The following is a 19,039-nucleotide window of genomic DNA, read 5'->3' as shown; positions in this document are numbered from 1 at the left end:
GCGGACCGCGACGACGGCGGCCGGCCTGTTGACGATGGCCCGAGCATAGTTCCAGCCATTTGCCGAAGGCGACGACCATTCAGCGGGGATATGGTCGACCATCGTGCGCCCCGCTCGCCGCCCGCTCAGCGGATCGCGGCGTCCAGCGCGTCATTGAGGGTGCGCAATACCTTGACCCGGGCGAAGCGCTTGTCGTTGGCCTCCACCAGGGTCCAAGGCGCGATTTCGGTACTGGTGCGGTCGACCATGTCCGCCACCGCATGACCGTAGTCGTCCCATTTGTCCCGATTGCGCCAGTCCTCCTCGGTGATCTTGAAGCGTTTGTGCGGGGTCTTCTCGCGCGCCTTGAAACGCTCCAGCTGCGTCTCCTTGTCGATCGACAGCCAGAACTTCACCACCACCACGCCAGCCTCCACCAGTTGCTCTTCGAAATCGTTGATTTCGCTGTAGGCACGCAACCATTCGTCCGGCGAGCAAAAGCCTTCGACCCGCTCGACCAATACCCTGCCGTACCAGGACCGGTCGAAGATGGTGAATTGCCCGCGCGCCGGCACGTTACGCCAGAATCGCCACAACCACGGCTGGGCACGCTCATCCTCGCTGGGCGCCGCGATCTGCACCGTGCGATACAGGCGCGGATCCAACGCGCCGGTGACACGCCGGATGGCGCTGCCCTTGCCCGCAGCATCGTGGCCCTCGAACAGTGCCAGCACGCCGCGCTTGCGCAGGCGATGATCGCGTAGCAGCCGGGAAAGGCGTGCCTGTTCTTCTACCAGCTGTTCCTTGTACGCCTCCTTGTCGAGCTTCTGATCGAGATCGAGACTACGGAGCAGGCCCAACCGATCGATGTTCAACTCGACCGGCGCGGTGTGTGGCTGCACGGGCTGCTGAGCGGCCGCATCCAGCGCGGCATTGAGGCCTTCGAGCAGCAACCGCCCAGCGGTCAGGCTACGATAACGCTCGTCGCTGCCCTCGATGACGTACCAGGGTGCAAAGTCCCGACTGCTACGGCGCAGGATCAGCTCACCGTATTTGACGAACCGGTCGTAGGTCTTCGATTGTTGCCAATCCAACGGGCTGATTCGCCAGCTATGCAAGGGGTCGTCCTTGAGCGAGTCGAGGCGCTGACGCATGCGGTCCTTGGACAGGTGAAACCAGAACTTGAAGATCAGCATGCCCTCTTTGCAGAGCATGCGTTCAAAACGCTGGGCCCGGTCGATCGCCAGTTCGAGATCGGGCTTCTTGATCCGACCGTGAACCCGATCCTCGATCATCTTGCTATACCAGTTACCGAAGAAAATGCCGGTTTGTCCCTTCGGCGGCAAACGGCGCCAATAACGCCAAGCTGGCGGATGCGAGAGTTCTTCATCGGTCGGCACGTCGAAGCTGTCGACGCGGATCAAGCGCGGGTCCATCCATTCATTGAGCAGCTTGATCGTCTCACCCTTGCCCGCCCCTTCGATGCCGTTGATCAGGATCAGCACTGGAAAGCGCGCCTGCTCCCGCAGCCGATATTGGGCTTCGAGCAATGCTTCGCGCAGGGCGGGCACTTCCGCGTTATAGGTCGCCTTGTCGATGGTGTGGCCGATTTCCGCGGACTCGAACATCGTGTTCTCCAAAATGACTGCAGCAACCCCGAAGGGCTCCGTTCGGAAGACGCAGCCAAGCGACTTACAGCCCGTCATCCAATAAAGCATCGTATATCGATGCGACAAAGCGTACCCGCAATGGGTTTCCCGCCACTGCTAGAATCGCGCCTTTCGCATCCTTCCTAGGAACCGCCTGATGCCCGCCCCTGACACTCCCGGCTTCCAGCCCGCCGAGCTCGATTGGGATGAGAACGGCCAGCCGCAATCGCGCCTGTATGGCGATGTGTACTTTTCACGCACCTCCGGCATGGCAGAAACCACCCATGTATTCCTGCAGCCAAACCGACTTGCCGAGCGTTTCGCCGCGCTGCAGGCCGGGGAAGGATTCGTCATCGGCGAAACAGGTTTTGGCACAGGACTGAATTTTCTCTGTGCCTGGGCGCTGTTCGAGCGTACCGCGCCAGCGGGAACCAAGCTGCATTTCGTCAGCGCCGAAAAGCACCCTCTCGCACCCGACGACCTTCAGCGCGCCCTGGGCCTGTGGCCCGAGCTGCAGACGCAGGCGCGGCAACTACTGGATCAGTACGTGGCGATCAACCCGGGCTTTCAGCAGTTTCGCTTCGGCCGGGTGGTGCTGACCTTGCTGGTGGGCGATGCACTCGAGTGCCTGAGCGCGTTGGATGCGCAGATCGACGCCTGGTTTCTCGATGGCTTCGCCCCGGCCAAAAACCCGGACATGTGGCAACCCCCGCTATTTACCCAACTGGCGCGGCTGTCGGCCCCGGGCGCGACCTTAGCGACCTTCACCAGCGCCGGTAGCGTGCGTCGGGCGTTGAAGGATGCCGGCTTCGAGATCGAGCGAATCCCCGGTTTCGGCCAAAAATGGGAAAGCCTGCAAGGCCACGTCATCGCGGTATCGCAAGAATCGGACAAGCCCTGGTTCGCGCGCCCCTCGTACAAACCGGCACAACGCAGGGCTCTGGTCATCGGTGCCGGACTGGCTGGCTGCGCGAGCGCCGCCAGTCTGGCGGCCCGGGGTTGGCAGGTCACGGTGCTGGAGCGACACGGCGATATCGCCCAGGAGGGTTCTGGCAATCCTCAGGGGGTGCTCTATCTCAAGCTATCGGCTCACGGCACGGCGCTTTCGCAATTGGTGGTCAGCGGTTTCGGCTATACACGCCGGCTATTACGCAACCTGCAACGAGGGCAGGATTGGGACGCCTGTGGCGTATTGCAGATCGCTTTCGACGACAAGGAAGCCGCGCGACAAATCGCACTCTCCGACGCCTTTTCGCCCAGCCTGCTGCACGCCGTCGAGCGCTCGGAAGCCGAGCGGCTGGCCGGAGTGGCACTGGATCATGGCGGCCTGTTCTACCCCGAAGCTGGCTGGGCGCACCCGCCGGCATTGTGCCGGTGGATGCTCGATCAACCCGCCATCGAACTGCTGCGGCATCGACACCCCGTCGAACTACGCCGCGCAGAGGATTGCTGGCAGGCATTGGATGGCGAACAGATACTGGCCGAAGCGCCGGTGGTGGTGCTGGCCGGCGCAGCTGACGTGGCGCGCTTCAGCCAGAGCGCCTGGCTACCGCTCAAGCGCATCCGCGGTCAGATCACCGGACTGCCGGCGACCGAGCAAAGCGCTGAATTGCAAACTGTGCTCTGCGCCAAGGGCTATGTCGCCCCGCCGCGCAACGGCATGCACACCCTGGGCGCGAGCTTCAATTTCGCCGACAGCGATCCCGCGCCAAGCGAAGCGGAACATCGCGCCAATCTGGAGATGCTCGAGGAAATTTCAGCCGATCTGTGTCAGCGCCTGCAGGCCGGTGCCAGGCCGATCGATCAGTTGCACGGCCGCGTAGCCTTCCGCTGCACCAGCCCGGACTATCTGCCGATCGTCGGCCCTTTGGCCGATCCCGCACCATTCGCCGATGCCTACGCGGTACTGGGCAAGGATGCTCGCCAGGTGCCCGACACGCCTTGTCCTTGGCTGGACGGCCTTTACGTCAACACCGCCCATGGCTCCCGCGGCGTGATCACCACGCCGCTGGCCGGCGAACTGCTGGCCGCCTGGCTCGATGGCGAACCACTGCCCGTGCCACGCGCCATCGCCGAGGCCTGCCATCCGAACCGATTTCTGCTGCGCAAACTCATCCGCCGGACGGAGTGAACAGGCCTGAGCGGGCGCGCGCTCGAGCGTGCGATCAAAGTCGAGGGATCAGCTGCATCACCGCTGATAGGGTTCGTCCCAGAACGGACGGTTCGCTTCCGTTTCGATGTCGGCACGGCTCAGCCCGATGTCCTTGAGCATATCGTCGCTGAGCGCGGCGAGTTGCTGCCGCTGCCGATACAGCGCATGCCAGCGGCTTACTCGCTGCCAGACCGCACGCAGCAGCGCGGTAAGCGATACGCTGCGGCTGGCAGATAGATGAGCGGTTTTATCGAACTCGACATGGCTTTTCATGATGTACCTCCTGGTGGATGGCATCAGTGTCCAGCCAGCGTTATGATCAATCCAACGAATGTTGATGATGACATCCATCTCGGAGATTGATGAATGGCCAACTATCCCAGTATCGACGCCGAGCTGTTGCGCAGCTTCGTCGCCATCGCTGATCACGGGGGGTTCACCCGCGCGGCCGACGCTGTCAATCGCACCCAGTCGGCCATCAGCATGCAGATGAAACGGCTCGAAGAGGATGTCCTGCAACGCGCGCTTTTCGAGCGCGATGGTCGACAGGTTCGGTTGACTGCCGAGGGCCAGGTTCTGCTCGGTTACGCCCGGCAGATACTCAAGCTGCACGGCGAAGTACTGACCACTTTTCGTGAGCCGCATATGGTTGGGTCGGTGCGCATCGGCACCCCGGACGACTACGTGATGCGTTTTCTGCCCGGCATCCTTTCGCGCTTCGCGCAGGCCTATCCGCTGGTCCAAGTGGAGGTGCATTGCGAACCGTCGTTCCAGTTGCTGCAACGCAGCGATCTGGATCTGACCATCGTCACCCGCGAGCCAGGGTCCGAGATCGGTCAGTTGCTGCGGCGCGAACGGGTGGTCTGGGCCGAGGCGGCCGGCTTCAACGCCCACGAGCAACGGCCGATTCCGCTGGCGGTGTTCAATAGCGAGTGTTTCTGCCGCGCCTGGGCCTGCAATGCGCTGGACAGCCTGCGTATTCCGTTCCGAATCGCCTACACCAGCCCGAGCCTATCGGCATTGATGGCCGTGGTCGGCGCAGGCCTGGCCGTCACCGCGCAGATGCAGAGCCTGCTGACTCCGGATATGCGCCTGCTGGGCCCGGCCGAAGGGTTTCCGGAACTGCCGATCAGCAGCACGGTGCTGCTGCGCAACGATCGTAGCCAGTCGCAGGTCAGTGAAACATTGGCCGAGCATATCGTTGAAGGTTTCCGTCTCTAGTCGCACCGCCGCGACATCGAAGCGCAAACGGGCCTGGATCGCGAGCAACGGGCATCGCTGTCTCGGCCTGATCGATTGTCATCACGGCATGTTTTTCTCTCCTAAGCCGCGGTTTGCGCAAGCTTCGGGGTTTGACCTCACCGCATTTGTTTGTTTTGGTGTAAAGCCAAACTGACCGGACAGAACTCGATTCAGGCGGCGTCTGCAGCGCACCTGTTGTGCTGCAGACAGCGATCCAGAGCGGTACGCGCTGGTCTGAAAACCTGAACTTCAGGTTCCGTGCGTCAGTCACACTCCCCAACGGCAAAACCGGTAAGGACCTTATGTGCGGCATAGCTGGCGAACTTCGCTTCGACAATCAACCGGCCGATCTGGCCGCGGTTGAACGTATCACCCATCACCTGACGTCACGTGGACCCGACGCGTGCGGTTTCAACAGCCAGGGCCCTCTGGCGCTCGGCCATCGCCGTCTGAAAATCATGGATCTGTGCGAGGCGTCTGGCCAACCAATGATCGATTCGGCGCTGGGCCTTTCGATGGTCTTCAACGGCGCCATCTACAACTACCCCGAATTGCGCGCCGAGCTCGAGGCGCTGGGTTACAGCTTCTTTTCCGAAGGCGATACCGAGGTGCTGCTCAAGGGCTTCCATGCCTGGGGGGACGCTCTGCTGCCGCGGCTCAATGGCATGTTCGCCTTCGCCATCTGGCAACGCGACAAGCAAGAACTCTTCATCGCCCGCGACCGCCTGGGCATCAAGCCGCTCTATTTGTCGAAAACCGGCGACCGCCTGCGTTTCGCCTCCGCCTTGCCGGCATTGCTCAAAGGCGGCGATATCGCCGGTGTGCTGAATCCGGTGGCGCTCAACCACTACATGAGTTTTCACGCGGTGGTGCCGGCGCCGGACACGCTGATCGCCGGCATCGAGAAGCTGCCTCCGGGCACCTTCATGCGCGTCGATGCCACTGGCAAAACCAGCCAGCATCGCTGGTGGCAGTTGCAGTTCGGCGCGACGGAGGAGGAACAGCAATACAGTTTCGAGGACTGGCAGGAGCGGACGCTGACGACATTGCGCCAGTCCGTGGCGCTTCGCCAGCGGGCCGCCGTCGACGTCGGTGTGCTGCTGTCCGGTGGCGTCGACTCCAGCCTGCTGGTCGGCCTGCTGCGTGAGGCGGGCGCGGCGGACAATCTGCTGACATTCTCCATCGGCTTCGAGGATGCCGGCGGCGAGCGCGGCGACGAATTCAAATATTCCGATCTGATCGCCGAGCATTACCAGACGCGCCATCATCAACTGCGCATCCAGGAGAAAGAGATTCTCGAACGCCTGCCTGCCGCCTTCCAGGCGATGAGCGAGCCCATGGTCAGCCACGATTGCATCGCCTTCTACTTACTGTCGCGTGAGGTCTCCAAGCATTGCAAGGTGGTGCAGAGCGGCCAGGGTGCCGATGAGCTGTTCGCTGGTTATCACTGGTATCCGCAGGTCGACGGCGCGCAGGACCCGGTCGCCGCCTATCTGGAAGCGTTTCGCGATCGCAGTTACGAGGAATACGCCGAGACCATGCAGGAAAAATGGGTCAAGGGCGACTTCTCCGGCGATTTCGTGCGCCAACACTTTGCACAACCGGGCGCCGACGCCGCGGTCGACAAAGCCCTGCGGATCGACAGCACCGTGATGCTGGTGGACGATCCGGTCAAGCGCGTCGACAACATGACCATGGCCTGGGGCCTGGAGGCGCGGGTGCCGTTCCTCGATCACAACGTCGCCGAGCTGTCGGCGCGCATTCCTGCCAAGTACAAGCTGCCCGACGGCGGCAAATATGTGCTCAAGGAGGCGGCACGCAAGGTCATCCCAGCCGCCGTAATCGATCGACCGAAGGGCTATTTCCCGGTGCCCGGGCTCAAGCATCTGCAGGGCGAAACCCTGAACTGGGTGCGCGAGCTGCTGACCGATCCGAGCCAGGATCGCGGCCTGTACAACCCGGCGATGCTCGAAAAGCTGTTCAGCGATCCCGAGGGTCAGTTGACTCCGCTACGCGGATCGAAACTGTGGCAACTGGCGGCAGTCAACCTATGGTTGACCGAGCAAGGCTTATAAATTCCCAATCGTGACGGCGCGCGTCCTGTGCAGGTTTTTATTGTTTCGCCTGCGTTGCGCGACGTCACGGCAGCTTCAAGGAAAGCACCATGCAGAAGTCTCAAGCCTACGGACAGCGGCTGTTACGCGGCCAGACGCCGACCTATGAGCGCTTGCAGCAACGCCTCGCCGAGGACGGCCAGGAAGAGCCACAGGCGCCCGTCACGCTGCACTGTGGTTGGGGGCGGATCCTGATCGGCAACACCTATTCGGACCCAGCGGACCTGGCCGCCGACCTGCTTCATGAGCAGGCCGGCGAACGCGACATCGCACTGTATGTGGCGGCACCGCACCAGGTGCTGGCCCACGCGCCGCAGCAGCTGTTTCTCGACCCGTCCGACACCTCGCGTATCTGGTTCACCGACTACCGCCCCGCCCGCCGCAGTTTCCGTGGTTTCGCGATCCGCCGCGCGCAGAGCGAAGCGGACTGGAACGCGATCAACTGCCTGTACCAGTCGCGCGGCATGCTGCCGGTCAACCCTGAGCTGTGCACACCGCGTGAACAGGGCGGTCCGGTGTACTGGCTGGCCGAGGACGACGACTCCGGGCAAGTCATCGGCAGCGTCATGGGCATCAACCACCACAAGGCGTTCAACGATCCCGAGAATGGCTCCAGTCTCTGGTGCCTGGCGGTCGCACCCAGTTGTACCCGCCCAGGCGTGGGCGAGGCGCTGGTTCGCCATCTGATCGAGCACTACAAGGGACGGGGATTGGCATATCTGGACCTGTCGGTGTTGCACGACAACAAGCAGGCCAAGGCGCTGTACGCCAAGCTCGGCTTCCGTGACCTGCAAACCTTCACCGTCAAGCGCAAGAACACCTTCAACCAGTCCTTGTTTCTAGGTCCCGGCCCGGAAGCGGAGCTGAACCCCTACGCCAGAATCATCGTCGACGAGGCACGCCGGCGTGGCATCGAGATCAGTGTCGATGACGCCGAGGCCGGCCTGTTCACCCTCACCCAGGGGGGGCGAAAGGTGCGCTGTCGCGAGTCGCTGTCTGACCTGACCTCTGCCGTCAGCATGACGCTGTGCCAGGACAAATGCCTCACCCACCGTACCCTGGCAAGGGCTGGGCTCAAGCTTCCGGCCCAGCAGCTGGCGGGGTCGGCAGAAAGCAACGCGGCGTTTCTCGAGGAGCACGGCAGCGTGGTGGTCAAGCCGGTCGACGGCGAACAGGGCCACGGCGTATCGGTGGACCTGCGCAACGTCGAGGATCTGGAGGACGCGATTACCCAGGCACGACAGTTCGATCAACGGGTGCTGATCGAGAGCTACCACGCGGGGCTCGATCTGCGCATCGTGGTTATCGGCTACGAAGTGGTCGCGGCCGCCATCCGCCGCCCCGCCGAAGTGGTGGGCGACGGCAGCCATAGCATCCGTGAGCTGATCGAAGCCCAGAGCCGCCGCCGCCAGGCCGCCACCAGTGGCGAAAGCCGCATCCCGCTCGACAAGGAAACCCAGCGTTGCATCGAAGATGCCGGTTTCGACTACGAAAGCGTCCTGCCGCGCGGGCAGCATCTCGTGGTGCGTCGCACGGCGAACCTGCATACCGGTGGCATCCTCGAGGACGTCACTGACCAGTTGCACCCCGAACTGATCGACGCCGCCGTTCGCGCGGCGCGGGCGTTGGACATCCCAGTGGTCGGGCTGGACCTGCTGGTGCCCGCTGCGGATCAACCGGACTATGTATTCATCGAGGCCAACGAGCGTGTCGGTCTGGCCAACCATCACCCTCAGCCAACCGCGGAGCGATTCATCGATTTGCTGTTTCCGCTAAGCCACAACACCCTCTAGACAGAAGGCAGTAAGGACTTGGCGGCCATCGCCGCCTCCTTCGTGACAGGCCTCACTCGCATTCATTCAACCGCATGGCGGCATCCATCCATTGCCCCACAAGGATCGATCATGACTGCAAAGCTTCCCGAACCCGATCTCAATTACCTGCAACGCGTGTTGTTGGAAACGCTGGCGATCCCCAGCCCTACCGGCTTCACCGACACCATCGTGCGTTACGTTGCCGAACGCTTGAAGGAATTGGGTATCCCCTTCGAGCTAACCCGCCGCGGCACGATCCGCGCAACGCTGAAAGGCCGTCGGGACAGCCCCGATCGAGCGATCGCCGCGCACCTGGATACCATCGGCGCCAGCGTTCGTGAAATCCACGAAACCGGCCGACTGGGGCTGTCGCCGGTCGGCTGCTGGTCCAGCCGTTTTGCCGAAGGCAGCCGCGTCAGCGTGTTCACCGACACCGGAGTGATTCGCGGCAGCGTGCTGCCGTTGCTCGCCTCTGGGCACGCGTTCAATACCGCAATCGATGAAATGCCGATCAGCTGGGACCATGTCGAGCTACGCCTGGATGCCCTTACTACCTGCCGTGCCGACACCGTTGCGCTGGGTGTCCACGTCGGCGACTTCGTCGCGTTCGATCCGATGCCGGAGTTCACCGACAGCGGCTACATCAGCGCCCGTCACCTGGACGACAAGGCTGGCGTGGCTGCGCTGCTGGCGGCCCTGAAGGCCGTGGTCGAGAGCGGCCAGGAGCTGCCGATCGACTGCCACCCGTTGTTCACCATCACCGAAGAAACCGGCTCCGGTGCAGCGGGCGCGCTGCCATGGGATGTGAGCGAGTTCGTCGGCATCGATATCGCGCCGACCGCCAAAGGCCAGGAATCCAGTGAACACGCCGTCACGGTTGCCATGCAGGATTCCGGCGGCCCATACGATTTCCATCTGTCGCGACACCTGATCAAGTTGGCCGAAGGCCACGACATCCCGGTGCGCCGCGACCTGTTCCGCTACTACCACAGCGATGCCCAGTCGGCGATCGCCGCCGGGCACGATATCCGCACCGCCCTGGTCGCGTTCGGTTGCGACGCAACCCATGGCTATGAGCGCACCCATATCGACAGCCTTGCCGCGATGAGCCGCCTGGTCTGCAGCTACCTGCTCAGTCCGCCAGTCTTCGCCAGCGACGCACACACGGGCCAGGATTCCCTGGAAAACTTCAGTCATCAGCTCGAGCACGACGCTCAGATGGAGAACGACACCCGCGTGCCACCAGTCGATTCGATCTTCGACAAGCGATCTGACGATTCGTCCGATTGAGCTTCGTGTTTCATGATGCGCCGCCAAGTTGAGGCAATTGCCGATTGCGAGGCGGCTTCGATCCGGGCAAAGTCGCAAGTGTCTGAAATATATGGATTGCCTCAGGCGAACCTGGCTTGCCATTCGCGTTACTGAAAACTGCGCGCAGTCGCGTGATCTGGCTACCGCGCCTGATCCGCCTGCGACTTTTGCACGATTCCGGGTCTCAACATGTTGCCGCGTCTTTGCCTGGCCTTCTTCCTCCTTTGCCTGTCTGTTCAGAGCTGGGCATTTGCTCCCGTCCCGGTGGACTCGGAGGATTTCCGTCAATCCCTGGGCAGCTGGACCTATTTTCTGCGCGACCCCGCCGCCGAACTGGGCGTAACCGAGGTGTTCGACCTGCCGGAGAAGACGTTCGAGCCGGTTACCGACAAGCACGTCAATAAGGGCAAGAACAGCGACACATGGTGGTTTCGCGTCGACCTGGACAACCAGCTGAGCAAGGCCATCGGCGGTTTCGTCGAGATCAACTACCCACTGCTCGACCACATCGAACTGTATGTGCGCCATCCGGACGGCCGTATAAGCCGACAGGAGTCAGGCGACAGCCAACCGTTCAGCGAACGCTCGGTCAAAGTCAGTAATCTCTGGTTTCCGATCGACCTGGAACCTGGCAACTCGACACTGCTCCTGCGCGTACAAAGCACCAGCACGCTGTACGTGCCCTTGTATTTCAGTAGCTACGCTGCGAATGCGGCGGCGGCCGAAGAGTCGATGGGCTTCGTTGGCGCCTTCTACGGCGTGCTGTTCGCGATGTTCTGCTACAACCTGTTCCTGTTTGTGTCGCTGCGCGAGCCGGCCTATTTCTGGTATCTGGTCTACAACCTCAACGTGGGCCTGTTTGCGCTGAGCTTCGATGGCCTGCTGGTCAAATGGCTGAACGATGACGGCGGCTTTGTCGCGTTGGGCATTTATGCCCTGATGCTCAGCCACTGCCTGGTCTCGATCCAGTTCAGTCGCCACTTTCTACACACTCGCGAGCATTTTCCACGGCTCGATTTCGCGTTGCTGGTGGCATTCCTTGTGTCGTTTGGCGCACTGCTGTCCGGATTGGTCCTCGATCTGCAAACCTGGAGCATTCTGGCCAGCGTCATGGTGATCAGCACGTCCATCGGCCTATTGCTAACCGGTGCGTTCGTCTGGCGCCGTGGTGTTCGGTACGGCCTCTACTACACCCTGGCGTGGGGTGTGCTGTTGATAACCTTCGTCATCGTCACGGCTGGCTCCTTGGGCTTCAACCTGCTCGGTCTGTACGGCTCGTCGATCGTCAAAGTCGGTATCGCGTTTGAGCTGATCACGCTTTCCATTGGCCTTGCCGACCGTATCAACCTGCTCAAGGAGGAAGGTTTCCGCTCGCGCCAGGCTGCCGAGCGAGCGGAAAGCGAGAACCAGGCCAAAAGCCGCTTCCTGGCGAAAATGAGCCATGAGATCCGCACGCCGCTCAACGGCGTGCTCGGAATGCTTCAGTTGCTGCGCGAAACTTCGCTGGACCGTAACCAGCGCTTCTATCTCGACACCATTTCCAGCTCCAGCGCCTCGTTGATGTCGGTGATCAATGACATCCTTGACTACGCCCGAATCGGTGCCGGCAAACTGGTTCTGGAAGATATCGAATATGACCTCGAAGCACTGGTTTCCGAGACCATCAGTCTGTTCACCGCCCAGGCCCTGGAAAAGGAGCTCCGCCTGCATGTGAGCCTCGCGACGGGCGTGCCACGGCGACAACGGGGCGATCCGACCCGGCTCAAGCAGGTGCTGCTGAACCTGCTGAGCAATGCCCTGAAGTTCACCGAGCGCGGCTGCGTCATGCTGGAAGTCACGACTCAAGGGCCGGCCGATGCCCGGAGGCTGGCCTTCTCGGTAACCGATAGCGGCATCGGCATGCGCGCCGAGGTGCTCGCACAGTTGTTCGTCTCCTTCGCCCAAGGCGACTCCAGTACCAATCGCCGCTACGGCGGCAGTGGCCTGGGACTCGTGATCAGCAAGGAGCTGGTGGAAATGATGGGCGGCCAGATTGACGTCCAGAGCACACCGGGCCAGGGCAGCCGCTTCAGTTTCTCCATTCCGCTGCACGACGCGTGCGGCAACCATGATCCGCTCACCGCACTGCTCGAAGGCCGTACTGCGGTGATGGCCTCTCAAGACGTCCATGCGCTCGACGCCATGGGTAATCTGCTGATGCGCTGGGGCATGCGGGTGGTGCGCTGCGAAGAGCCACAACGACTGCCGCGCTACCTGGACGATCACGCCACGACACCCTTGCTGGTTCTGATGTCGCCGTGGCCCGGAAGGCCTCAGGACTGGCTGGCATCGCTGAGCAACCAGCTCCAGCCGAATCAGCGCGTGCTGCTACTGTGCCCCCCGCAAACCGAATCATTGGTCCTGGCGCCAACGCTGCGGCTGGTCAATCTGCCACTACCGCTTTTGCTTGGCCCACTGCGTGATGCGCTACATCGGCTCTATCAGCCGATGGGCCGTACACCAGTCGATGCGGCCAGGCTAGACCACAACGCGGCGACATCACGTTCACGCATTCTCGTTGCCGAAGACAATCCGGTCAGTCAGATGGTGGTCACCAGCCTGTTGCGCAAGCGTGGCTACGAAGTGATGATCGCAGAGAATGGTCGCCGTGCCGTGACGGCCTATCGCGATGATCCCTCCGCCGCGCAGTTGATCCTGATGGACTGCGAGATGCCGGAGCTCGACGGCTTTGAGGCAAGCCGGCAGATTCGCCGCATTGAAGCTGAACAGGGTCTCGCACCCGTGCCAATCATTGCGCTCACAGCGCATGTCCTCGACGATCATCGCGAGCAGGGCCGCGAGGCCGGTATGGACGACTTCATCGGCAAGCCATTGGACACCGAGCAGCTGTATGCTTGTCTGGATCGCTTTTTAAGCTCCCCGATTACCGAACCCAACCATCCCACCTGAGCCGACTCCATGCTCATTCCCCATGACCAGCTCGAACCCGATACCCTCACCCGCCTTATCGAGGATTTCGTGACTCGCGAGGGCACCGACAACGGCGACGAGACGCCGCTGCAAACCCGTGTCGAACGGGTACGTCAGGCGTTGAGCAAGGGTACGGCGGTAATCGTCTTCGATGCGGATCACCAGCAATGTCAGCTGGCGCTCAGGCGCGACGTGCCGAAGGAATGGCTGCTGGACTGAGCCTCAACCCAGCACGCCGCCGTCACGCTCCCAGGCGCAGCGCATGCGCAGATCACGCTGATGCGGGCTGTGCGAACCGCTTTCGGTTTCCCAGCGAAACGTGTGCGTGCCGTTGAGCTCGGTTTCCAGATGGACCACCGCACTGGTCCAGTAGAGCTCGTCGAGCAGGGCTTCGAAGTTGCGCACCCACAGCGCCCATTCGTATTCGACTGCGCGGTAGCTGGCGCCGAAATGAATCACCTGCGTCTGATACAACCCATCGCCGGCACAGCAGGAGAACATCTCACGGCCGATGAAGGGCCAACCCTCGCCTTGCGGCAGACTGTTCAGTGCACGGCGATTGACCGTACGGCGCAGCCGGCATTGCTCGACATCGGCCGAGGGCCAGTCGCGGATGCTGCCGTAAACGATGGATTCCGGCTCCACAGGGACACTCCAGAAGAAAGCCCGACATGTTCAACCAAATCCGCTTGGCGTTCCAGGGTCTACTGCGGCTCTCGCGACTTCGCGTTATCCAGGCGGTGACGCAGGCCACACCTCGTCTCGATGACTTCAGGCGGCAGCTGCTGCCGTTTGGTCACGCCGCGGAGCCAGACGCAAGGCGAGCACCGACATTACTGCCGCCATGCTCGCGAGCACCAGGAACGGCCCGCGATAGTCGCCCGCAATATCACGACCCAGACCGGTCAGTACCGGCGTGAAGCACGCCAGGCAATAGCCGGTGCAGAGCATCATTGCGGTAAGGCGACTCACTGCCAGCGGTGTGCTTGCTTCATACATCGGCAGCACCAGCGACATGGAGAAAGTGCCGTTCAAGGCCACGCCCAACAGCATGCAGACCCCTAGCGGCTGGACCTGCGGAACCCAGGCGATGACCAGCAGACAGGCCGTAGCCAGCACTCCGCAGCAAGCCATCAGCAGGTGCCGTTTACCGAAGCGCTGGGCCAACCAGGGCATGGCGAATGCGCTGGGCAGACCGATCAGCATGAAGCCGCTGAAGAAGGCGTTGCTCTGCAACAGGCTGAAGCCGACCTCGTGGTAACGCGCAACCAACCAGGTCGCCAAGGCGTAGAACAACCCGGCCTGAAGGGCGAAGTAGATGCTCACCAGCCAGGCGCGCGGCTCGCCCCAGGGTAGCCCGGCGCGCCGCTCTACAGCGGCCTCCGGCTGATTGGGTAATTGCCACCAGAACGTCAGCGCCAGGAGCGCCGGTATTGCCCAGAGCGCAAGCCCCCAGGTCCAGCGCTCATCCAACCATTGCGTCGCGGGTGCCGTCAGCACCACACCGATGGTGCCGCCAACGGCCATGCTCAACGAATAGAAAGCAGCGGTTTTGCCCATGCGATCGAGAAAATAGCGCTTGATGAAGCCCGACAGCAGCGGCCCTGCGACCGCGATCCCGGCACCAACCATGGCGGCCGTGCCGATCAGCACCGCCGCACTTTCGCCCCACAGTCGCAGCACCAGCGCCACACCGATAAGGCCCAGGCACAGGCTTATGGTCCGCTCCAGACCGAAACGCACGGCCAGCCGCGGTGCCAGCGGTGCCAGCAAGCCCATCAGCAGCACAGGCAACGCCGTGGTCAGGCTGATCAGGCTTCGGCTGAGGTCAAGTTCCGCCGCGATGCGTTCGATCAGGGGCGCAAAAGAAGTGATACCGGGACGAAGATTGATGGCGGCGAGCACCAGAGCCAGCATGAGCAGCCAGCGAGATGGGTTTTTCACAGTGAATCCACGAGTCGGACTAGGATCGGACAGGCAACCCTACTCCCGACCCCAGGTCACGGCAAGCAAAACGGACCGAACAGTCAGGTTTTGCTCTTGTTGCGCTTCTTCACCGCCAGCGCGGCCATCTCGTCGTAGATGGCCTGCGGGTTCTGCTGTTTGATCTTCCAGGCCATGCGGCCTTCCTCGTGCGGCAGGATCATGAATGCGCCTTCGGCCACCTGCCGATAGATGTAATCGGCGATATCGGCGGCAGTGATGGGCGATGCCTCGAGCAACTTGCTGATTTGCGCCTTCATGTTGGGCGTCGGACCACGATAGGAATCCATCAGGTTGGTCTGAAAGAACGAGGGGCAGACCACGTGAACGCCGACTTCCTGCTGTCTGAGTTCGACCAGCAGGCTCTCCGACAGCGCCACTACGCCGGCTTTGGCCACGTTGTAATTACTCATGCCCGGTGCTTGCATCAGCGCGGCCATGGAGGCGATGTTGATGATCTTGCCGCGGCTCTTCTGCACCAGCGGCAGGAAGGCCTTGCAGCCTTTGACCACGCCCATGAGGTTGATCGCGATCTGCCAGTCCCAGTCTTCCAGCGACAGCTCATCGAAGAAGCCACCGGACGCGACGCCGGCATTGTTGACTACCACGTCGATGCCGCCGAGCTTGGTTTCACAGGCCTGCGCCAGCGCCGTCAGCTGGCTGTAGTCACGCACGTCGCAGCGCTGGGTGAAACCGTCGCCGCCGGCCTCACGAACCATTTTCAGCGTTTCAGCCAGACCGGCCTCGTTGACATCCGAGAGCGCCAATTGCCAGCCCTCGCGAGCCCAGCGTAAAGCGATTTCGCGACCCAGACCTGAACCGGCGCCAGTGACCATCATGCGGTTTTGCATCGTTTGTAACCTTTTGTTCGTTGAGTTGCCACGAGTCTAGCGAAAGCCGGCCTGGGCTCCGGCCTCTATCGAAATGCTGAATGACGGCCATGTCCCGAGCCCGATTGACAGCCAGCATGGCCATCGCCAGACACAAAAAAGGCAGCCCTGAGGCTGCCTTTCGGTACTGCGAGTTCGCGATCAGTGAGCAACCGCTCCGCTGGAACCCAGTCCGGTCTGCGAGCGAACGAACTGCGAGAAGAAACGTTCGCGCTCGAGACCCGCCGACTTGGACTTGTCGGTGACCGAGAAGAACCAGATGCCCACGAACGCGACGACCATCGAGAACAGCGCCGGGTACTTGTAGGGGAAGATGGCCTCGGCATAGCCGAACACATCGACCCATACGGTTGGGCTGATGATGGTCAGGATCAGCGCAGTGGCCAGGCCCAACGAGCCCCCGACCAGTGCGCCCCGCGTGCTCAAGCCCTTCCAGTACATGGAAAGGAACAGCACCGGAAAGTTGCAACTGGCCGCGATCGAGAAGGCCAGCCCCACCATGAAGGCGATGTTCTGCTTCTCGAAGATGATGCCCAGCAGGATCGCCACGACGCCGAGCGTCAGGGTGGTGATCTTGGTGACGCGCATCTCGTCCTCTTCCTTGGCCTTGCCCTTCTTGATCACGCAGGCATACAGGTCATGGGAAACCGCCGAGGCGCCCGCCAGGGTCAGGCCGGCCACAACGGCAAGAATGGTCGCGAAGGCCACCGCGGAGATGAAGCCGAGGAACAGGTTGCCGCCGACGGCGCTCGCCAGGTGGATGGCGACCATGTTGGTGCCACCAATGATGGCGCCCGCTGCGTCCTTGAATTGGGGGTTGGTGCTGACCAGCAGGATGGCGCCGAAACCGATGATGAAGGTCAGGATGTAGAAATATCCGATGAAGCCAGTGGCGTAGAACACGCTCTTGCGGGCTTCCTTGGCATCGGCCACGGTGAAGAAGCGCATCAGAATATGCGGCAGACCGGCAGTGCCAAACATCAGGGCCAGACCGAGAGAGATCGCAGAAATCGGGTCAGACACCAGGCCGCCCGGACTCATGATCGCAGCGCCCTTCTCGTGTATGTTCACCGCTTCGGCGAACAGACTGCCAAAGTCGAAGTCGACCGCCTTCATCACCATGATCGCCATGAAGCTGGCGCCGGACAGCAGCAGGACCGCCTTGATGATCTGCACCCAGGTGGTTGCCAGCATGCCGCCGAACAGCACGTACATCACCATCAGTACGCCAACCAGCACCACGGCGACGTAATAATCGAGACCGAACAACAGCTGGATCAGCTTGCCGGCACCGACCATTTGGGCGATCAGGTAGAAAGCCACCACGATCAGCGAGCCGAAGGCCGAGAGGATGCGGATCTGCGTCTGACCGAGACGATAAGACGCCACGTCGGAGAAGGTGAATTTGCCCAGGTTGCGCAGGCGCTCAGCCATCAGAAACAGGATGACCGGCCAACCGACCAGGAAACCGATGGAATAGATCAAGCCGTCGTAGCCGCTGGTATAGACCAGTGCTGAAATACCCAGGAATGATGCTGCGGACATGAAATCGCCGGCGATTGCCAGGCCGTTCTGAAAACCGGTGATGCTACCGCCGGCGGTGTAATAGTCGGATGTCGACGTGTTGCGCTTGGCCGCCCATTTGGTGATGCCCATCGTGAACGCGATGAAGGCAACGAACATGGCAATGGCCGTGTAGTTGACCGCCTGTTTCTGCACGTCGCCAGTGAGGGCGTCGGCCAGTAGCAAAGGCGAGGCAACCATTAGCGCCACTGCCATCAATAAACGCACAATCATTATTGCTGAGCCTCGTTGAGGATTTCCTGGTTGATACGATCGAATTCGCCGTTGGCACGCTGGACGTAGACGCCAGTCAAAATGAACGCCATGAAGATCACGCCGACACCCACCGGAATGCCCCAGGTGGTCACGGTATCGGCGGCAAGCGGGATACCCAGGACTGCTGGCTCGAATGCAATCAACAGAATAAAGGCGAGATAAGCGCCGAGCATGACGGCCGACAGCAGCCAGGCGAAGCGACCACGTTTTGCAACCAGTTCCTGGAAGCGCGGGTTGGCATAGATCTGCCGGTAAACATCTTCATTTTGCATTTCTGTCTCCACCGTATCTCCGCCCACTGATGAGGGCAGGCGGCTACTTTAGGGCCCGCCAGACCGAACACCACTCGACCATAGTCTGGTTTTTATTTTGTAGAACCGCCGGGCTAGAGCCTTTCCAATCAGTTCAACAGAGATAGAGCGGATTTATCCCGACCATCAAGCGCGACGATTTCCAATAGAGGCATGACGAAGCGAGACTCCCAACCAGCAGAGAACAATTCTCAACTCTGTTCTGAAGGGGGCTTCATGACCAAGACAATCACATTCACCCTGATGCACTTCTGCATCGCCTTTACGGTGACCTACGCCCTGACGGGAAGTGTGGCTGCCGGCGGTCTGGTGGCTGCAATCGAACCGCTTTGCAATTCGGTTGGTTTCTACTTCCACGAGAAGGTCTGGCAGCGGCTGGAAAAGCGCCAAACCGTGCATGAAAAGATTCCCGCTCACGCCTGGCTACATCATCAGGCCTGAAGTTGGCCGCTCACAGGCAGACTCGCCGGCAGTGTCCCGCCTCGCCCATAGCGATGCAGCGGCTAGCAAAAGCCCGCCGGGTGCCGGTGCATATCCTCAGGGCTCACCATCCCGAGCCTGCAGGTTGTCGCCGAACGGGCACGACGCAACCAGCTGGTCCCTTTGTGGTCAATGTTTGACGCGCTGCGCTTCGGTGGCATCTTGTCATCAGCGTCCGCTAGGAGATGCAGGACACGCAACGACAAAGCTGAGCGCCAGATCGGCAATCGCACGTTTCAACACCCAGCCACCGGTCGCAGAGGCCTGATAAGGATGTTCCCTCATAACAATGCCATCGCCACGGA

The 19,039-nt window shown here is 61.6% G+C and carries 15 protein-coding genes; 8 read left to right on the top strand and 7 right to left on the bottom strand.

The features are described 5' to 3' along the window. Window positions 1-125: 125 nt before the first annotated feature. Window positions 126-1,607: a polyphosphate:AMP phosphotransferase gene (gene pap / locus UF78_RS07090; RefSeq protein WP_045161385.1), complete on the bottom strand. Its 1,482-nt coding sequence runs from the start codon at window positions 1,605-1,607 to the stop codon at window positions 126-128. Window positions 1,608-1,785: 178 nt separating this feature from the next. On the opposite strand from pap, the gene mnmC reads away from it, so the two are divergent. Beyond that, window positions 1,786-3,759: a bifunctional tRNA (5-methylaminomethyl-2-thiouridine)(34)-methyltransferase MnmD/FAD-dependent 5-carboxymethylaminomethyl-2-thiouridine(34) oxidoreductase MnmC gene (gene mnmC / locus UF78_RS07085; protein WP_045161384.1), complete on the top strand. Its 1,974-nt coding sequence runs from the start codon at window positions 1,786-1,788 to the stop codon at window positions 3,757-3,759. Between the two features lie 57 nt (window positions 3,760-3,816). Here mnmC and UF78_RS07080 read toward each other — a convergent pair whose 3' ends face one another. Continuing rightward, window positions 3,817-4,053 carry a DUF1127 domain-containing protein gene (locus UF78_RS07080; RefSeq protein ID WP_045161382.1) on the bottom strand — a complete coding sequence of 79 codons (237 nt, stop codon included), beginning with the start codon at window positions 4,051-4,053 and terminating at the stop codon, window positions 3,817-3,819. Window positions 4,054-4,146: 93 nt separating this feature from the next. On the opposite strand from UF78_RS07080, the gene UF78_RS07075 reads away from it, so the two are divergent. From UF78_RS07075 to UF78_RS07050, 6 genes are all read left to right on the top strand, one after another. Then, window positions 4,147-5,001, top strand: coding sequence for a LysR substrate-binding domain-containing protein (locus UF78_RS07075; RefSeq protein ID WP_045161381.1), 855 nt, complete (start codon window positions 4,147-4,149; stop codon window positions 4,999-5,001). 323 nt (window positions 5,002-5,324) lie between these two features. Further along, the gene (locus UF78_RS07070; RefSeq protein WP_045161380.1) at window positions 5,325-7,097 is read left to right on the top strand and encodes an N-acetylglutaminylglutamine amidotransferase; all 1,773 of its coding nucleotides are present in this window, start codon (window positions 5,325-5,327) and stop codon (window positions 7,095-7,097) included. Window positions 7,098-7,186: 89 nt separating this feature from the next. After that, the gene (gene ngg, locus UF78_RS07065) at window positions 7,187-8,929 is read left to right on the top strand and encodes an N-acetylglutaminylglutamine synthetase (RefSeq protein WP_045161379.1); all 1,743 of its coding nucleotides are present in this window, start codon (window positions 7,187-7,189) and stop codon (window positions 8,927-8,929) included. A 111-nt stretch (window positions 8,930-9,040) separates the two neighbouring features. After that, complete coding sequence (locus UF78_RS07060; protein ID WP_045161378.1) at window positions 9,041-10,240, top strand: osmoprotectant NAGGN system M42 family peptidase; 1,200 nt, start codon at window positions 9,041-9,043, stop codon at window positions 10,238-10,240. Between the two features lie 210 nt (window positions 10,241-10,450). Beyond that, a complete protein-coding gene (locus UF78_RS07055; RefSeq protein ID WP_045161376.1) occupies window positions 10,451-13,210 on the top strand; it encodes a hybrid sensor histidine kinase/response regulator in 2,760 nt (919 codons plus the stop codon). Window positions 13,211-13,219: 9 nt separating this feature from the next. After that, entirely contained in the window at window positions 13,220-13,450 is a 231-nt protein-coding gene (locus UF78_RS07050; RefSeq protein ID WP_045161374.1) for a YheU family protein, read from the top strand. 3 nt (window positions 13,451-13,453) lie between these two features. Here UF78_RS07050 and UF78_RS07045 read toward each other — a convergent pair whose 3' ends face one another. The 5 genes from UF78_RS07045 to UF78_RS07025 form a co-directional block, all read right to left on the bottom strand. Then, a complete protein-coding gene (locus UF78_RS07045) occupies window positions 13,454-13,876 on the bottom strand; it encodes a hypothetical protein (protein ID WP_045161373.1) in 423 nt (140 codons plus the stop codon). 126 nt (window positions 13,877-14,002) lie between these two features. Further along, complete coding sequence (locus tag UF78_RS07040) at window positions 14,003-15,148, bottom strand: MFS transporter (RefSeq protein WP_045161372.1); 1,146 nt, start codon at window positions 15,146-15,148, stop codon at window positions 14,003-14,005. A gap of 110 nt (window positions 15,149-15,258) precedes the next feature. Beyond that, a complete protein-coding gene (locus UF78_RS07035) occupies window positions 15,259-16,065 on the bottom strand; it encodes an SDR family oxidoreductase (protein ID WP_045161370.1) in 807 nt (268 codons plus the stop codon). Window positions 16,066-16,245: 180 nt separating this feature from the next. After that, on the bottom strand, window positions 16,246-17,901 hold the full coding sequence (locus UF78_RS07030; RefSeq protein WP_045161369.1) for a cation acetate symporter: 1,656 nt from the start codon (window positions 17,899-17,901) through the stop codon (window positions 16,246-16,248). Continuing rightward, complete coding sequence (locus tag UF78_RS07025; RefSeq protein WP_045161368.1) at window positions 17,901-18,215, bottom strand: DUF485 domain-containing protein; 315 nt, start codon at window positions 18,213-18,215, stop codon at window positions 17,901-17,903. Before UF78_RS07025 ends, UF78_RS07030 begins: the two co-directional genes overlap by 1 nt. Before the next feature lie 255 nt (window positions 18,216-18,470). On the opposite strand from UF78_RS07025, the gene UF78_RS07020 reads away from it, so the two are divergent. After that, window positions 18,471-18,695 carry a DUF2061 domain-containing protein gene (locus tag UF78_RS07020; protein ID WP_045161367.1) on the top strand — a complete coding sequence of 75 codons (225 nt, stop codon included), beginning with the start codon at window positions 18,471-18,473 and terminating at the stop codon, window positions 18,693-18,695. Window positions 18,696-19,039: the final 344 nt, after the last annotated feature.

It is taken from the genome of Stutzerimonas stutzeri, from assembly GCF_000952685.1.
GTDB classification, from domain to species: domain Bacteria; phylum Pseudomonadota; class Gammaproteobacteria; order Pseudomonadales; family Pseudomonadaceae; genus Stutzerimonas; species Stutzerimonas stutzeri_E.
Note: the sequence above shows the minus strand (reverse complement) of the source record. Positions and strands in the feature narration are given on the sequence as shown.

Coding starts and splice junctions, on each gene's coding strand:
- pap (WP_045161385.1), bottom strand. CDS start 1,607: ATGTTCGAGTCCGCGGAAATCGGCCACACCATCGACAAGGCGACCTAT.
- mnmC (WP_045161384.1), top strand. CDS start 1,786: ATGCCCGCCCCTGACACTCCCGGCTTCCAGCCCGCCGAGCTCGATTGG.
- UF78_RS07080 (WP_045161382.1), bottom strand. CDS start 4,053: ATGAAAAGCCATGTCGAGTTCGATAAAACCGCTCATCTATCTGCCAGC.
- UF78_RS07075 (WP_045161381.1), top strand. CDS start 4,147: ATGGCCAACTATCCCAGTATCGACGCCGAGCTGTTGCGCAGCTTCGTC.
- UF78_RS07070 (WP_045161380.1), top strand. CDS start 5,325: ATGTGCGGCATAGCTGGCGAACTTCGCTTCGACAATCAACCGGCCGAT.
- ngg (WP_045161379.1), top strand. CDS start 7,187: ATGCAGAAGTCTCAAGCCTACGGACAGCGGCTGTTACGCGGCCAGACG.
- UF78_RS07060 (WP_045161378.1), top strand. CDS start 9,041: ATGACTGCAAAGCTTCCCGAACCCGATCTCAATTACCTGCAACGCGTG.
- UF78_RS07055 (WP_045161376.1), top strand. CDS start 10,451: ATGTTGCCGCGTCTTTGCCTGGCCTTCTTCCTCCTTTGCCTGTCTGTT.
- UF78_RS07050 (WP_045161374.1), top strand. CDS start 13,220: ATGCTCATTCCCCATGACCAGCTCGAACCCGATACCCTCACCCGCCTT.
- UF78_RS07040 (WP_045161372.1), bottom strand. CDS start 15,148: ATGCTGGCTCTGGTGCTCGCCGCCATCAATCTTCGTCCCGGTATCACT.
- UF78_RS07035 (WP_045161370.1), bottom strand. CDS start 16,065: ATGCAAAACCGCATGATGGTCACTGGCGCCGGTTCAGGTCTGGGTCGC.
- UF78_RS07030 (WP_045161369.1), bottom strand. CDS start 17,901: ATGATTGTGCGTTTATTGATGGCAGTGGCGCTAATGGTTGCCTCGCCT.
- UF78_RS07025 (WP_045161368.1), bottom strand. CDS start 18,215: ATGCAAAATGAAGATGTTTACCGGCAGATCTATGCCAACCCGCGCTTC.
- UF78_RS07020 (WP_045161367.1), top strand. CDS start 18,471: ATGACCAAGACAATCACATTCACCCTGATGCACTTCTGCATCGCCTTT.